The organism is Ewingella allii (assembly GCF_044430645.1).
Taxonomy (GTDB): domain Bacteria; phylum Pseudomonadota; class Gammaproteobacteria; order Enterobacterales; family Enterobacteriaceae; genus Ewingella; species Ewingella allii.
The window spans coordinates 76008-91015 of the sequence record NZ_JAWUDN010000012.1 but is presented as its reverse complement, the minus strand read 5'-3'; the positions used below and the strand labels follow the sequence as shown (position 1 = coordinate 91015).

Genomic DNA, 15008 nt, shown 5'->3' with positions numbered 1-15008 from the left:
AACGAGGAACTGCTCGTGACAACAATTGTAAGTGTACGCCGCAACGGCCAGGTCGTTATTGGTGGTGATGGTCAAGCCACATTGGGAAATACCGTGATGAAGGGCAACGTGAAGAAAGTACGTCGCCTGTATAACGACAAAGTGATCGCCGGCTTTGCGGGCGGCACGGCTGACGCCTTCACGCTGTTTGAGCTGTTCGAACGCAAACTGGAAATGCACCAGGGCCATCTGGTCAAAGCCGCCGTAGAACTGGCGAAAGACTGGCGTACTGACCGTATGCTGCGCCGTCTTGAAGCGCTGCTGGCCGTCGCTGACGAAAATGCCTCGCTAATCATTAGCGGCAACGGCGACGTGATTCAGCCTGAGAATGACCTGATTGCTATCGGCTCCGGTGGTCCTTACGCTCAGGCTTCTGCTCGCGCGTTGCTGGAAAATACAGAACTGAGCGCTCGTGACATCGTTGAGAAGTCGCTGAGCATTGCCGGGGATATCTGTATTTACACCAACCAATTCCACACCATCGAAGAATTGTCTTCTAAAGCGTAAGGATCGAAAACATGTCTGAAATGACCCCGCGCGAGATAGTCAGCGAACTCGACAGCTACATCATTGGGCAGGACAAAGCAAAGCGCGCCGTCGCCATTGCACTGCGTAACCGCTGGCGCCGTATGCAGCTCGAAGAGACGCTGCGTCACGAAGTCACTCCAAAAAACATTCTGATGATCGGCCCAACCGGTGTCGGTAAAACCGAAATCGCTCGTCGTCTGGCGAAGCTCGCTAACGCGCCGTTCATCAAAGTCGAAGCCACCAAGTTCACCGAAGTGGGCTACGTGGGTAAAGAAGTCGACTCCATTATTCGCGACTTAACCGACTCTGCGGTGAAGATGGTGCGCATGCAGTCCATCGAGAAAAACCGCTATCGCGCCGAAGAACTGGCCGAAGAGCGCATTCTCGACGTGCTGATCCCACCGGCGAAAAACAACTGGGGCCAGACTGACGAAACGCAGGAACCTTCTGCGGCACGCCAGTCTTTCCGCAAAAAGCTGCGTGAAGGCCAACTCGACGACAAAGAGATCGAAATCAATGTCGCCGCCGCGCCAATGGGCGTCGAAATCATGTCCCCTCCGGGCATGGAAGAGATGACCAGCCAGCTGCAGTCTATGTTCCAAAACATGGCCGGGCAGAAGCAGAAACCGCGCAAAATGAAGATCAAAGAAGCGTACAAGCTGTTGATCGAAGAAGAAGCCGCCAAGCTGGTTAACCCGGAAGAGTTGAAAGAGCAGGCTATCGAAGCCGTTGAGCAGCACGGCATCGTGTTCATCGACGAAATCGACAAAATCTGTAAACGCGGCGGTCAAAGCTCCGGCCCTGACGTTTCACGCGAAGGCGTGCAGCGTGACCTGCTGCCACTGGTTGAAGGCTGCACCATTTCGACCAAGCACGGCATGGTGAAAACTGACCATATTCTGTTTATCGCTTCCGGCGCTTTCCAGACTGCCAGCCCGTCAGACCTGATCCCTGAATTGCAGGGTCGTCTGCCGATCCGCGTCGAGCTGCAAGCTCTGTCGACGGAAGACTTCGAACGCATCCTGACTGAGCCAAGTGCGTCGCTGACTCACCAGTACAAAGCCTTGATGGCAACCGAAGGCGTGACCGTTGATTTTACTGCTGACGGTATCCGTCGTATCGCCGAAGCGGCATGGCAAGTTAACGAAACCACCGAGAACATCGGTGCGCGTCGACTGCACACCGTGCTGGAGCGTTTAATGGAAGATATCTCTTACGACGCGAGCGAAAGTAACGGTATCTCCATAAACATTGATGCAGATTATGTTCGTAGCCATCTTGATCAGCTGGTTGCTGATGAAGATCTGAGCCGTTTCATCTTATAATTCGCTCATACGTTTCGAAAGTTATCCATTGGGAGGCGTTATGCCTCCCTTTTTATTTCTGGGCGAAACATCAGTTTATTGAGCGAAAAAAATATGAGCATGATAACCCCCTGCAATACGACATCGCCGACCAAAGCCTGGCTGGAAAGTCTCCGCCTGCGAACGCTGCCTCTGGCCTTCGCCTCCATCGTGATGGGTTCCGCTGTCGCCAGCCTGCAAGGCGTGTTTCACCCGTTAACGGCGCTCCTCGCGCTGCTCACCGCCGGGCTGCTGCAAATTCTGTCCAATCTAGCCAATGATTATGGCGATGCTGAAAAAGGCAGTGATACGCCGGATCGCATCGGGCCATTGCGCGGCATGCAAAAAGGGTTAATCAACGCCAGCCAGATGAAGCGCGCCATCATTCTGACCGTGGCGCTAGCCGTGATTTCGGGTATCGCGCTAATTGCCGTCGCCTGCCAGAAACCCAGCGACGTGGTCGGCTTCCTGATCCTCGGTTTGCTGTCGATTGGCGCGGCTATTACCTACACCGTCGGCACTCGTCCTTACGGCTATATGGGCCTTGGTGACATTTCCGTATTGGTGTTCTTCGGCTGGATAAGCGTGGCCGGTACCTTCTATTTGCAGGCCGGGTATTTCGACTGGATTGTCATGCTGCCCGCCACGGCTACCGGCTTATTAGCCACCGCCGTCCTGAACATCAATAATTTGCGCGATATCGAAACTGACAGCGCCAACGGCAAGAACACGCTGGCGGTGCGCCTTGGGCCAAAAAATGCCCGTCGCTATCACGCATTCATCATTAGCGGTGCCGTGCTCTGTCTGGCGTTGTTTGCCCTACTGCACTTGCACAACGGCTTCGGTTGGCTCTTTATTCTGGCGCTGCCGCTGCTGGCTAAACACGTCCTCACGGTGATGCGCGAACCTACCGCTGAGGGTATCCGTCCCCTGCTGGAGAACATGGTGAAGGTCGCTTTATTGACTAACGTGCTGTTTGCCGTCGGCCTGTTACTCAATTAGCAATCCAAGCTAAGTCTGGCTGAAAGCGAAATTTAACAATTGATGCTTTTGCCAACAGCCTTCAGAAAGGGATATACTGCACATTCATGCAGCAACCAGATGAAATCCTATGAAATACGATACTTCCGAACTATGCGACATCTATCACGAAGAAGTGAATGTCGTTGAACCCTTGTTCTCCAACTTTGGCGGACGTACTTCATTTGGCGGGCAGATCACCACGGTGAAGTGCTTTGAAGACAATGGCTTGCTTTATGATCTGTTGGAGCAAAACGGTTTAGGCCGCGTGTTGGTGGTCGACGGCGGTGGCTCGGTTCGCCGTGCTCTGCTCGACGCTGACCTCGCGACGCTGGCACTGGAAAACCAGTGGGAAGGCATCCTGATTTACGGCGCGGTGCGTCAGGTGGATGACTTGCAGGACCTGGACATCGGCATTCAGGCAATGGCCGCAATCCCTGCTGGCGCAGCAAGCGAAGGCATTGGTGAGAGTGATATCCGCGTCAACTTCGGCGGTGTCACCTTCTTCACCGGTGACCATTTGTATGCTGATAACACCGGCATCATCCTGTCAGAGGATGCACTCGACCTCGAGTGATCCCCTAAACGCAGATGCTTCTGCAATAAAAAAGCCCGCAGCGCGGGCTTTTTTTATGGGAGCAAGTTATGCAAAGAAGGCTGGATCAGACTTCTTCCATTTTCCCTAACAGTGCGCGCAGACGATCTTGCCACACGTGTTGTTCTTCTTTCAGCTGCGCGTTTTCACGCACCAGTGACTCATGGTTGCCGCTGGCTTGCTGAACTTCCTGAGACAGGTTGTTGTTCTGTTCTTTCAGTTCTTCGATTTCCATTTGCAATAAAGTAATGGTATCAATCGCTTGCTGAACTTTCGCTTCTAATTTCTCAAATACTTCAAATGACATTCTTCGGTCCTCTTCATGTTCGCAAGGCGTACATCTGGTAAGTTCTGTCGCATCGTCCGGACACGACTCTGAATTCTCGCACCACGCAGATTTTATTGATATTTCGGGATGGAAACGCCGTCAAATCTGCGGATGTCTTGAAATACGATTGTATGTAGCCAGTACTGCCCTGTCTAGCAACAACCCTGCCCTACACGCAGTCTGTTGCAATTTTAACGACAAAACTATCAGCAAATGCTTAAAAAGCGAGACGAGTCGAAGGATCACGCCAGCAATTTCGCCTAAAGTCAGTCTAACAAGGGGTCTGACGGGCGGAAGGCATCCGAATGACCTTGTGCGCGTTAGGGACGCAATCAGGGAAGAAATAGGGATAAACGCGGGTCAAACGCGCGCCAAAAACCGTTTTTTGCGGTTGGTCTAACCAGTGCGATACTCGAAATCGCTCATTTTTATGACACAACACACAAAATTTGATTTCGCTATTTCTCGTTTATGCTCGTTAACGATAAATTCACATTACATTCTCATTTACTGATGAATGTCTTATTCCGATTACGTTCACGTACGTCCAGTAAGAAAAATTATAACTAACCCTTAACATTATCCTTTATAGGATCCGACTATGAGCCAAACCATGAGTTCCACATTAAAAGGTCAGTGCATCGCTGAGTTTCTAGGTACCGGGCTTATCATTTTCTTTGGTGCAGGATGTGTTGCTGCATTGAAGCTTGCCGGCGCAGGCTTTGGCCAGTGGGAAATTAGTATCGTCTGGGGTTTTGGTGTGGCAATGGCCATCTACCTGACCGCAGCCGTGTCTGGCGCTCACCTTAACCCAGCAGTCACTGTCGCGCTTTGCCTGTTCGCGAACTTTGAAGGACGCAAAGTTCTGCCTTACATCATCGCGCAAGTTGCGGGGGCTTTCTGCGCCGCCGCTCTGGTTTACGGTCTGTACTACAACCTGTTCTTCGATTTCGAACAAAGCCACAATATGGTACGCGGCAGCGTCGAGAGTTTGGATCTGGCAGGCATCTTCTCTACCTACCCGAACCCACACATCAGCGTGTTGCAGGCATTCTTGGTTGAAGTGGTGATCACCGCCGTGCTGATGGCGCTGATTCTGGGCCTGACTGACGACGGCAACGGCATCCCGCGTGGCCCGCTGGCTCCGCTGTTAATCGGTATCCTGATCGCCGTTATCGGTGCTTCAATGGGTCCATTGACCGGCTTCGCCCTGAACCCAGCTCGTGACTTCGGTCCTAAGCTGTTCGCCTACTTCGCAGGCTGGGGCAAAGTGGCCTTCACCGGCGCGCGTGACATCCCTTACTTCTTAGTCCCGATTTTTGGCCCGCTGATTGGCGCATCTCTGGGTGCTGTAGGTTATAAGACGCTGGTTGGTCGCCACCTGCCTTACGAAATCAATGAGGAAGCGGAAGAGAAAGCGGCCCAGCAGGCATCAAAACAGCGTAAAGCGTAATTGGCTATATTGTTCACAGCTCTCTAATTCGTAGGAATATTATTATGTCAGCAGATACGACTCACGAAAAAAAATACATCGTCGCGCTCGATCAAGGCACCACCAGCTCCCGCGCGGTCGTGCTTGACCATGACGCCAATATCGTCAGCGTTTCCCAGCGCGAATTTACCCAAATTTATCCGAAATCCGGCTGGGTCGAGCATGACCCAATGGAGATCTGGTCTTCGCAAAGCTCAGTGCTGGTAGAAGTGCTGGCAAAAGCGGACATCAACTCTGACCAAATCGCCGGTATTGGTATCACCAACCAGCGTGAAACCACCATCGTGTGGGAAAAAGAGACCGGTAAACCCATTTATAACGCCATCGTTTGGCAGTGCCGTCGTACAGCTGACATCTGTGAGAAGCTGAAAAAGGACGGGATGGAAGAGTACATCCGTGAAAACACTGGCTTAGTGGTTGACCCTTACTTCTCCGGTACTAAGGTGAAGTGGATCCTGGACCACGTAGAAGGCTCCCGCGAGCGCGCTAAGCGTGGCGAGCTGCTGTTCGGTACCGTCGACACTTGGCTGGTGTGGAAGATGACTCAGGGACGCGTTCACGTTACTGATTACACTAACGCCTCCCGTACCATGCTGTTCAACATCCATGATCTGAAATGGGATGAGCGCATGCTGGAAGTGCTGGATATTCCGCGCGAAATGCTGCCGGAAGTTCGCCCTTCTTCTGAAGTTTACGGCCAGACCAACATTGGTGGTAAAGGCGGTACTCGTATTCCTATCGCAGGGATCGCCGGTGACCAGCAGGCAGCTCTGTACGGCCAGCTTTGTGTGCAGAAAGGCATGGCGAAAAATACCTACGGCACCGGCTGCTTCTTGCTGATGAACACCGGTACTGAAGCTGTAACCTCCAAAAACGGCCTGCTGACCACCATCGCCTGCGGCCCTCGCGGCGAAGTGAACTATGCGCTGGAAGGTGCGGTATTCGTCGGCGGTGCGTCCATTCAATGGCTGCGCGACGAGCTGAAGTTGATCAGCGACGCCACCGACTCCGAATACTTCGCGGGCAAAGTTAAAGACACCAACGGCGTGTACGTGGTGCCGGCCTTCACCGGCCTTGGCGCACCTTACTGGGACCCGTATGCCCGTGGCGCTATCTTCGGCCTGAGCCGTGGCGCCAACAGCAACCACATCATTCGCGCCACGCTGGAATCTATCGCTTACCAGACTCGCGACGTGCTGGACGCCATGCAAGCTGACTCGGGCGCACGCCTGCAGGCTCTGCGCGTGGACGGCGGCGCGGTGGCTAACAACTTCCTGATGCAATTCCAGTCTGACATCCTCGGCACGCGCGTTGAGCGTCCGGCGGTGCTGGAAGTGACCGCGCTGGGTGCGGCATTCCTGGCGGGTCTGGCGGTGGGCTTCTGGAATGATCTGGACGAAGTGCGCAGCAAAGCCACTATCGAACGTGAATTCCGCCCAAGCATTGAAACCACCGAGCGTAACTTCCGCTACAAAGGCTGGCAGAAAGCCGTGGCGCGCGTGCGTTCATGGGAAGATCACGACGAGTGATCGCGTCCGGTCGGGTTCTCGCGGAACCCGCCATCATCAGCGCCAAGCAAACTCCCCTTAACGGGGAGTTTTTTTATGCGCTTTTTCTGCCCTGCCCCTATGCTAAAATCCGCCCCAGCGATGAGCATTTGCCTCACCCACCTTATTTTTCTTCGAATGGGTTTATCCATGAAACGTGAATTAGCTATCGAGTTCTCCCGCGTCACCGAAGCCGCCGCGCTGGCTGGCTATAAATGGCTCGGCCGTGGCGACAAAAATCTCGCCGACAACGCCGCCGTGCAGGCAATGCGCATTATGCTGAATAAGGTCGACATCGACGGGCAAATCGTCATTGGCGAAGGTGAGATTGACGAAGCGCCGATGCTCTACATCGGCGAACAGGTTGGCACAGGCAAAGGCGACGCGGTGGATATCGCGGTTGACCCCATCGAAGGCACTCGCATGACTGCCATGGGCCAGTCCAACGCGCTGGCCGTGCTGGCCGTGGGCGACAAAGGCTCCTTCCTCAACGCCCCTGACATGTACATGGAAAAAATCGCCGTCGGCCCCGGCGCTAAAGGCGCGATTAATTTAGACCTGACGCTGGCGGAAAATCTGCAAAATATCGCCAAAGCCTTGGGTAAACCACTGAGCGAACTGACCGTGGCTACTCTGGCCAAACCGCGCCACGACGAGGCTATTCGCGCCATGCTGCAATCCGGCGTGCGCGTGTTTGCCTTCCCCGACGGCGACGTCGCCGCAACCATTCTGACCTGTATGCCGGAGAGCGAAGTTGATGTGCTGTATGGCATCGGCGGCGCGCCGGAAGGGGTGATTTCGGCGGCGGTGATCCGTGCGCTGGACGGCGATATGCAGGGCCGCCTGCTGGCGCGTCACGATGTGAAAGGCGACACCCAAGAAAACCGCCGCATTGGCGAAGAAGAGCTGGTGCGCTGTAAGGCGATGGGTATTGAGGCCGGTAAGGTGTTGCAGCTCGACGACATGGCGCGCAACGACAACGTGATTTTCTCAGCGACCGGCATCACCAAGGGCGACCTGCTGGAAGGCATTAGCCGCAAAGGCAACATGGCGACCACCGAAACCCTGCTGATCCGCGGCAAATCGCGTACCATTCGCCGCATTCGCTCGACCCACTTCCTCGACCGCAAAGATGCTGCTCTGCACGAGTTCATCATCTAATTGGCTGTATTAACTCGGCCATAAAAGCAAAAAGCAGAGCCATGGCTCTGCTTTTTTTATGTTTCGCGCGCTGAGTTAGATGGTATGCCCCTGCTCCTGCTGGCGATTGGCCATCGGCCACCAGCAGAGCAGAATCAGCAGCGCCATGGCGAACATCAGCAGGCCAAGGCTGAACTGCCCGGTTTGCGGCAGCATGGCTGACATCCACGCCACCAGCCCGGAACCGATATTCTGAATGCCACCCACCAAGGCCCCGGCCGCGCCAGCGAGATAGGGGAAAGGCTCCATCGCGCCGGTGGTCGCCAGCGGGAACAGCATCCCCGCGCCGAAGAAGAACAGCGACGCCGGAACAATCAGCGTCCAGATGTTCATCACGCCCAGCCAGCCAGGGATCCACATCAGCACGCCCGCCAGCAAGCAGCTGATCACCGAGTGCCACATCAGCTGGTTGAAGCTCTTCTCCGCCCGCCCGGCATACCACGCGCCGAAGAAGGCCGCCGGAATAGGCAGAATAAACAACAGGCTGACGGTCATCGCGCTGAGCTTCAACACGCCGCCCATCAGCACCCCGCAGCTGGCTTCAAAGACCGCCACGCCCGCCAAAGCACCGACCAGCATCACGAGATAGCGGCTGAAGTTGCCGTCCGCCAGCAGCAGGTGAAGGCTGCTCAGCATACCGCGCGGCTCATCGTTAGCCGGGCGCGTCTCTGGCAGCCAGCGATACATGGAAAACGCCACGCCGGCGCACAGCAATAACAGGAAACCAAAACTGGCACGCCAGCCCAGCCACGCCGCCAGCGCGCCGCCAATGATTGGCGCGACCAGCGGGCTGACCAAAATCCCCATGTTTAACAGGCTGTTAGCCTGACGTAACGCGCCACCGCTGTATAAATCGCGCGGCATGGTGCGCGCCATCACGCCCGCCACGCCGGTGCCCATACCCTGCACGGCGCTGCCAATAATTAAAATCGTCAGGCTCTGCGCCATCATGGCGGTGGCGGCGCCGACCAGAAAAATCATCATCCCGGTGAGGATCACCGGCTTGCGCCCAATCTTATCCGACAGCGGCCCGTAGATGAGCTGTGACGAGCCGTAAGCGATTAAATAGGCCGCCATCACTCGCTGAACCGCCCCCGGTTTTACGGCCAGGCTTGATGCCATATCCGCGATATTCGGCACATAGATGGTTTGCGCCATTTGCCCTACGGCCACCAGCAAAATCAACATCACCAGCAGGTGAATATTTTCCAGTTTTTTCATTTTCTAGTTCATTAACCATTAAGGCATCCGAATACCAGCATATTGAGCCAGTTTCGGTGGGGTAAGCAGTCGGCGCATAAATTAACAAAACCGTAGGAATAAGCGAGAGGCAGGCGGAAAACTCTGTTTACGCCAGTGGCGGGCTTTAGTGCCAGTTTCGTAAAGATAACGGTACGACACGCGAGCATCTCTTACCCACCGTAAACAGGTTGATAACATTTAATCGATAATGGATTCGGTGAATGTGAAATAAAATCAGCGAGGTAAATGAAGCGCCGACGCGCTGCACCATGGACTTAACACGGAGTACTTTTTTATGGCTGATTGGGTTACAGGCAGCATCACCAAAGTCGACCGCTGGACAGATGCCCTGTTCAGTATTCAGGTGAGTGCGCCCATTGATGCATTCACCGCGGGCCAGTTCGCTAAGCTGTCGTTAGAAATCGACGGTGAACGCGTCCAGCGCGCCTATTCCTACGTTAATGCGCCAAGCAATCCCAATCTTGAGTTCTATCTGGTGACTGTCCCAGAAGGCAAGCTCAGCCCTCGCCTGAACGACATGCAGATTGGCAGCGAGATTCAGGTCACTAAAGAGGCTGCGGGCTTTTTCGTCATTGATGAAGTGCCAGAATGCGACACCCTATGGATGCTGGCGACCGGCACGGCCATTGGCCCGTACTTATCCATTTTGCAGGAAGGCATCGGCCTAGATCGCTTTAAGAACATCGTGCTGGTTCACGCCGCGCGCTTCTCGCAAGACCTCAGCTACCTGCCGCTGATGCAGCAGCTTCAGCAGCGCTATAACGGCAAGTTGCATATTCAGACCGTGGTGAGCCGTGAAGAAGTGGCGGGATCGCTGACAGGTCGCGTACCGGCGCTGATTGAAGATGGTTCGCTGGAAGCCGCCGTGGGGCTGAAAATGGATGCCGAAGACAGCCATATTATGCTGTGCGGCAACCCGCAGATGGTGCGCGATACCCAGCAAATCCTCAAAGACAGCCGCGGAATGCGTAAGCATTTGAAACGCAAACCGGGCCATATGACCAGCGAGCATTACTGGTAAGATCAAGATTAGAGCCGCAGGCTATTTGAACCTGACGCTCTCTGCTTCCGGGCCAAAGCGATTTGTGCCCGGCGTTCCCACGAAGGCGCCGCAGTCGATAATCAGCATCACGAAAATCACCGCCGGAAGCAGCCTGCCGACCACCCACTGCCACAGCGTCGGGATCATGTCCCAATGCCCCGCCGCCAGCATCCACGCCAGAATAAACAGCAGTGCCCACCACGCCGATTTATTGCGGTCGTGCAGGCGTTTCACCATCACCGCGGCGGTGGGCCACAGCAAAACCACCACGGCAAAAGCGGCGGATTGGATTTCGATCCACTGTCTGTCGGCAAAGGTGAACACCGCCACCATCAGCACCAGCCAGCTGACCATCCAAATCCAAAACTCACGGCGGCCCATGCGGCCATTAAATGAAAAGAGTGCGTGTTGCAGGGTCATCGGGGAAGCATTCCATCAAAGTCAGGTCAGAAAACTGCCGCAAAGTGTAACCCAGCCCGGCCAGATGCAGACAATGTTTACGCACTCCTTTTGACATTGCCCCCTGATCCCCGCTCTAATCGGGTATCGCTTCAAAACAGAACAGGCTTATGACTGCAAACTTCATTCTTCGCCTCGCGCTTCCCGCGCTGCTGCTGATTTCAGGGCTGACTCAGGCCAATGCGGAACCACCCGCCGAGCACCAGACCGTCGAGGAGATGCCGAAAGCGCCTTATCTACTGGCGGGCGCCCCGACTTTCGAAATGACGCTGGTGAGCTTTCGCGAAAAATATAACGCGGCCAACCCGAGTCAGCAGATCAGCGAATTCCGCGCCATTACCGACAAAACCGGCAATGACCTGCTGACCCGCGCTGCCAGCAAGATTAATGAGAATCTCTATGCTTCTACAGCATTGGAGAAAGGCACCGGGAAAATCAAAACTCTGCAAATCACCTACCTGCCCATCCAAGGGCCGGAGGCCAAAGCCGCGCGCACGCTGGCTATCAGCTACATGGCGAACCTAATGCGCGAGTTTGACGGTACGCTGACGGTGGAGCAAAGCGTGGCAAAAGTGGCGTCGCTGATCGACAAAGGCAAAGGCCAGCAGTTCTACCAACAGCAGGTCGGCGCGATTCGTTACGTGATTTCAGATAACGGCGAGAAGGGGCTGACCTTCGCCGTAGAGCCGGTAAAACTCGCGCTTTCATAAGCCTTGGATAACGGCAATTAATGACAAAAAGCAAAGCCTTTAGTTGTGATCCTCTCTATACTATTGGGCAGGTAATCTGCTTGTTTGGCAGAAATTTTAATCGACACTCGCGTCCCCTTTTGGAGGAAAAAACATGCGACATCCATTAGTGATGGGTAACTGGAAACTGAACGGCAGCACCCACATGGTTAACGAACTGATCGCTGCGCTGCGCAATGAGCTGAGCACGGTTGAAGGTTGTGGCGTTGCTATCGCACCACCAGAAGTTTACCTGTCACAGGCTAAACACGCGCTGGCGGGCAGCCGCATTGCGCTTGGCGCACAGAACGTTGACACCAACCTGTCTGGCGCATTCACCGGCGAAACTTCTGCCGACATGCTGAAAGACATCGGTGCGAAATACATCATCATCGGTCACTCTGAGCGTCGTACTTATCACAAAGAAAGTGACGAGTTCATTGCTAAGAAATTCGGCGTGCTGAAAGACGCTGGCCTGATCCCAGTGCTGTGCATCGGTGAAACCGAAGCAGAAAACGAAGCGGGTCAAACTGAAGCCGTGTGTGCAAAACAGCTGAACGCCGTGCTGAACACGCTGGGCGCTAAAGCCTTCGAAGGCGCGGTTATCGCTTATGAGCCAGTTTGGGCTATCGGTACCGGCAAATCTGCCACTCCAGCTCAGGCTCAGGCGGTTCACAAATTCATCCGTGACCACGTTGCTAAACAAGACGCTGAAATCGCTAAACAAGTGATCATCCAGTACGGCGGTTCTGTAAACGCCGCTAACGCGGCAGAACTGTTCACTCAGCCAGACATCGATGGCGCGCTGGTTGGCGGTGCTTCTCTGAAAGCTGATGCCTTCGCGGTTATCGTGAAAGCCGCTGCTGAAGCGAAAAAAGCCTAATCCGCTTTTCTGACGCACTCGCTGCGTCAGCATAAAAAAACCCGGCCTCTGCGAAGAGCCGGGTTTTTTATTATTAGCGATATCTGGTCAGTGATTCGGGTAAGCAACCGCAGCCAACGCAGCTACAGCGCCAAGTATGACGGGCATTTAGCGTTTGCTGATTTGGTCGAATATCCCACCGCTCGAGAAGTGGTCTTTCTGCGCTTCGGCCCAAGTCCCTGCCACCTGATCGATAGTGAACAGCTTCAGTTTAGGGAATTCAGCGGCAAACTTCTTCTCAACGGCTGGGTCACGCGGGCGGTAGTAGTTTTCCGCCGCGATGGTTTGACCTTCAGTGGAATAGAGATACTTCAGGTAAGCATCGGCCACTTCGCGAGTGCCGCGCTTGTCGACCACTTTATCCACCACGGAGACGGTTGGCTCAGCCAAAATGGATTCGCTTGGCGTCACAATCTCAAACTTGTCGTTGCCCAGGTCCTTGGTTGCCAGCAAGGCTTCGTTTTCCCATGCAATCAGCACGTCGCCGATGCCGCGCTCAACGAAGGTGTTGGTTGCGCCACGCGCGCCGGAGTCCAGCACTTCAACGTTTTTAAACAAGGCTTTCAGGAATTCCTGAGCTTTCGCTTTGTCATTGTTGTTGTGATGCAGGGCGTAGCCCCACGCCGCCAGATAGTTCCAGCGCGCGCCGCCCGAGGTTTTCGGGTTTGGCGTGATGATAGACACGCCCGGTTTGATCAAATCATTCCAGTCGTGAATTTGTTTTGGGTTGCCCTTCTTCACCAGGAAAACGATGGTGGAGGTGTAAGGCGCGGAGTTGTCCGGCAGGCGCTTAATCCAGTTTTTGTCGATACGGCCGCGTTCGGCAATGGCATCCACGTCATAAGCCAGCGCGAGGGTGACGACGTCAGCCTCGATACCATTGATAACGGAGGTCGCCTGCTTACCAGAGCCGCCGTGAGATTGACGCACGGTTACGGTGTCGCCGGTTTTACCCTGCCAGTATTTGCTGAACGCCTTGTTGTATTGCTCGTAGAATTCACGCGTTGGATCATAAGACACGTTCAGAATCTGAACATCTTTCGCAATTGCGCCCGTCGCCACCAGCAGTAATGCCAGACCTACACCCCATTTACGCATCTCACTCTCTCCCAGAAATTTTTTCAATGGATTGGATTTATCGTATTAGATGCCTAGAGCCTGCCAGAGAAAAATCGAACAACTAAAGACTAAAAAGTATTTTTCTATTCCATTCAGGAATAACTGTTTTTCGGGCAAAAAAAAGCCCCCACGCGTGGAGGCTTTATCACTAAGTAATTATCTGTTTTAGAATAATTTTTTAGCCGTGTCGTACCAGTCTTCTTTGAATTTACTTTTCTTATTTTCTGGAGAGATACAGATAGAAATTAATTCATGAACCATTTTTTCGTTTTCAACACCGATGCAGAAACCGCCCTGGGTGTAGTCGCGGTCTTCTTCCAGCAGCAGGTCAACAGCATAAGCACCCATGCGAGAAGCCAGAATACGGTCATAAGCGACTGGTGCGCCACCACGTTGAATGTGGCCTAAAACGGTACCGCGAGTTTCACGGCAGGTTTCTTTCTCGATGTATTTAGCCAGCTCGTCGATATCATCCAGTTTTTCTGTGATAGCAACGATGGCGTGCTTTTTACCTTTGGCGATACCGGCTTTGATTTCAGCAACCAGGTCATCACGTTTGAATTCAACTTCTGGGATGGCGATGAATTCGCAACCACCGGCAATCGCAGCGGCCAGAGTCAAATCGCCACAGTGGCGACCCATCACTTCAACGATGGAAATACGCTGGTGAGAAGAAGAGGTATCGCGCAGACGGTCGATCGCTTCAACCACAGTACCCAACGCGGTGAAGAAGCCGATGGTGTAGTCAGTACCCGCTACATCGTTATCGATGGTGCCTGGCAGACCGATACAGCGAATGCCGCCTTCTTTGGTCAGCAGGTCAGCACCAGCGTAAGAACCGTCGCCGCCGATAACCACTAAGCCATCGATACCACGGTCTTTCAGGTTTTGCAGAGCAACCTTGCGGTTTTCAGGATCGCGGAATTCCGGGAAGCGAGCAGAACCTAAGAAAGTACCACCACGGTTGATCATGTCGGACACGCTGTAGCGGTCCAGTGGTCGCATGCGGTTTTCGTACAAGCCAAAGTAGCCATCTTCAATACCGAAAACTTCTAATCCTGCAGATAGAGCAGCACGAACAACACCGCGAATCGCGGCATTCATGCCTGGCGCATCGCCGCCACTTGTCAGTACACCGATTTTTTTAATCATGACCACCTCTGAACTTGTAGATGCAATTTCTTAAGAATTCTTGAGCATGCCTATTGGCCCGGATACTAGCTGGCACTACTACTAAATGGCTAATGGCGTTTGATGTTTATAGTATAACAAAACACCATCGCTGAATTGATTCAAGTCAGCAAGAATACGCTTACTGCGTTGACCCTTGGCAATTTAATGATTCACCCTGTTTTTACAACATATTTCCGGCATTTTCCTCGC

15 protein-coding genes are annotated in these 15008 nt (G+C 53.9%); 10 read left to right on the top strand and 5 right to left on the bottom strand.

The window, feature by feature from the left end; translation table 11 throughout:
• Positions 1-15 precede the first annotated feature (15 nt).
• From hslV to rraA, 4 genes are all read left to right on the top strand, one after another.
• Positions 16-546, top strand: coding sequence for an ATP-dependent protease subunit HslV (hslV, locus tag SBO83_RS20335; protein ID WP_353503852.1), 531 nt, complete (start codon positions 16-18; stop codon positions 544-546).
• Positions 547-557: 11 nt separating this feature from the next.
• Positions 558-1892, top strand: a complete 1335-nt coding sequence (gene hslU, locus SBO83_RS20330) for an HslU--HslV peptidase ATPase subunit (protein WP_396132737.1) — start codon at positions 558-560, stop codon at positions 1890-1892.
• Positions 1893-1985: 93 nt separating this feature from the next.
• A complete protein-coding gene (locus SBO83_RS20325; RefSeq protein ID WP_396132736.1) occupies positions 1986-2912 on the top strand; it encodes a 1,4-dihydroxy-2-naphthoate polyprenyltransferase in 927 nt (308 codons plus the stop codon).
• A gap of 109 nt (positions 2913-3021) precedes the next feature.
• Positions 3022-3507 carry a ribonuclease E activity regulator RraA gene (rraA, locus tag SBO83_RS20320; RefSeq protein ID WP_034794610.1) on the top strand — a complete coding sequence of 162 codons (486 nt, stop codon included), beginning with the start codon at positions 3022-3024 and terminating at the stop codon, positions 3505-3507.
• Between the two features lie 85 nt (positions 3508-3592).
• Here rraA and zapB read toward each other — a convergent pair whose 3' ends face one another.
• Positions 3593-3832 carry a cell division protein ZapB gene (zapB, locus tag SBO83_RS20315; RefSeq protein ID WP_100935183.1) on the bottom strand — a complete coding sequence of 80 codons (240 nt, stop codon included), beginning with the start codon at positions 3830-3832 and terminating at the stop codon, positions 3593-3595.
• Between the two features lie 622 nt (positions 3833-4454).
• Here zapB and SBO83_RS20310 point away from each other — a divergent pair.
• The 3 genes from SBO83_RS20310 to glpX all read left to right on the top strand — a co-directional run bounded on the left by SBO83_RS20310 (position 4455) and on the right by glpX (position 8053).
• Positions 4455-5306, top strand: a complete 852-nt coding sequence (locus SBO83_RS20310; RefSeq protein WP_100935182.1) for an MIP/aquaporin family protein — start codon at positions 4455-4457, stop codon at positions 5304-5306.
• A 44-nt stretch (positions 5307-5350) separates the two neighbouring features.
• On the top strand, positions 5351-6874 hold the full coding sequence (gene glpK, locus SBO83_RS20305; RefSeq protein WP_034794600.1) for a glycerol kinase GlpK: 1524 nt from the start codon (positions 5351-5353) through the stop codon (positions 6872-6874).
• Positions 6875-7042: 168 nt separating this feature from the next.
• On the top strand, positions 7043-8053 hold the full coding sequence (gene glpX, locus SBO83_RS20300; RefSeq protein ID WP_396132735.1) for a class II fructose-bisphosphatase: 1011 nt from the start codon (positions 7043-7045) through the stop codon (positions 8051-8053).
• 75 nt (positions 8054-8128) lie between these two features.
• On the opposite strand, the gene emrD is transcribed toward glpX, so the two are convergent.
• Entirely contained in the window at positions 8129-9313 is a 1185-nt protein-coding gene (emrD, locus tag SBO83_RS20295; protein WP_396132734.1) for a multidrug efflux MFS transporter EmrD, read from the bottom strand.
• A 316-nt stretch (positions 9314-9629) separates the two neighbouring features.
• Here emrD and fpr point away from each other — a divergent pair, with 316 nt between their 5' ends.
• On the top strand, positions 9630-10376 hold the full coding sequence (fpr, locus tag SBO83_RS20290) for a ferredoxin--NADP(+) reductase (protein ID WP_396132733.1): 747 nt from the start codon (positions 9630-9632) through the stop codon (positions 10374-10376).
• Positions 10377-10397: 21 nt separating this feature from the next.
• On the opposite strand, the gene SBO83_RS20285 is transcribed toward fpr, so the two are convergent.
• Complete coding sequence (locus SBO83_RS20285; RefSeq protein WP_353503846.1) at positions 10398-10817, bottom strand: DUF805 domain-containing protein; 420 nt, start codon at positions 10815-10817, stop codon at positions 10398-10400.
• 149 nt (positions 10818-10966) lie between these two features.
• Here SBO83_RS20285 and SBO83_RS20280 point away from each other — a divergent pair, with 149 nt between their 5' ends.
• Positions 10967-11566, top strand: a complete 600-nt coding sequence (locus SBO83_RS20280; RefSeq protein WP_396132732.1) for a DUF1454 family protein — start codon at positions 10967-10969, stop codon at positions 11564-11566.
• 133 nt (positions 11567-11699) lie between these two features.
• Positions 11700-12467, top strand: a complete 768-nt coding sequence (tpiA, locus tag SBO83_RS20275) for a triose-phosphate isomerase (RefSeq protein WP_034794587.1) — start codon at positions 11700-11702, stop codon at positions 12465-12467.
• 147 nt (positions 12468-12614) lie between these two features.
• Here the strand turns inward: tpiA and SBO83_RS20270 are convergent, their stop codons facing one another.
• Both SBO83_RS20270 and pfkA read right to left on the bottom strand, forming a co-directional pair.
• Positions 12615-13604 (bottom strand): sulfate ABC transporter substrate-binding protein, encoded by a 990-nt coding sequence (locus SBO83_RS20270; protein ID WP_396132731.1) that lies wholly within the window; start codon positions 13602-13604, stop codon positions 12615-12617.
• Positions 13605-13790: 186 nt separating this feature from the next.
• Positions 13791-14777: a 6-phosphofructokinase gene (gene pfkA, locus SBO83_RS20265; protein ID WP_396132730.1), complete on the bottom strand. Its 987-nt coding sequence runs from the start codon at positions 14775-14777 to the stop codon at positions 13791-13793.
• Positions 14778-15008 lie beyond the last annotated feature (231 nt).

Coding starts and splice junctions, on each gene's coding strand:
- hslU (WP_396132737.1), top strand. CDS start 558: ATGTCTGAAATGACCCCGCGCGAGATAGTCAGCGAACTCGACAGCTAC.
- SBO83_RS20325 (WP_396132736.1), top strand. CDS start 1,986: ATGAGCATGATAACCCCCTGCAATACGACATCGCCGACCAAAGCCTGG.
- rraA (WP_034794610.1), top strand. CDS start 3,022: ATGAAATACGATACTTCCGAACTATGCGACATCTATCACGAAGAAGTG.
- zapB (WP_100935183.1), bottom strand. CDS start 3,832: ATGTCATTTGAAGTATTTGAGAAATTAGAAGCGAAAGTTCAGCAAGCG.
- SBO83_RS20310 (WP_100935182.1), top strand. CDS start 4,455: ATGAGCCAAACCATGAGTTCCACATTAAAAGGTCAGTGCATCGCTGAG.
- glpK (WP_034794600.1), top strand. CDS start 5,351: ATGTCAGCAGATACGACTCACGAAAAAAAATACATCGTCGCGCTCGAT.
- glpX (WP_396132735.1), top strand. CDS start 7,043: ATGAAACGTGAATTAGCTATCGAGTTCTCCCGCGTCACCGAAGCCGCC.
- emrD (WP_396132734.1), bottom strand. CDS start 9,313: ATGAAAAAACTGGAAAATATTCACCTGCTGGTGATGTTGATTTTGCTG.
- fpr (WP_396132733.1), top strand. CDS start 9,630: ATGGCTGATTGGGTTACAGGCAGCATCACCAAAGTCGACCGCTGGACA.
- SBO83_RS20285 (WP_353503846.1), bottom strand. CDS start 10,817: ATGACCCTGCAACACGCACTCTTTTCATTTAATGGCCGCATGGGCCGC.
- SBO83_RS20280 (WP_396132732.1), top strand. CDS start 10,967: ATGACTGCAAACTTCATTCTTCGCCTCGCGCTTCCCGCGCTGCTGCTG.
- tpiA (WP_034794587.1), top strand. CDS start 11,700: ATGCGACATCCATTAGTGATGGGTAACTGGAAACTGAACGGCAGCACC.
- SBO83_RS20270 (WP_396132731.1), bottom strand. CDS start 13,604: ATGCGTAAATGGGGTGTAGGTCTGGCATTACTGCTGGTGGCGACGGGC.
- pfkA (WP_396132730.1), bottom strand. CDS start 14,777: ATGATTAAAAAAATCGGTGTACTGACAAGTGGCGGCGATGCGCCAGGC.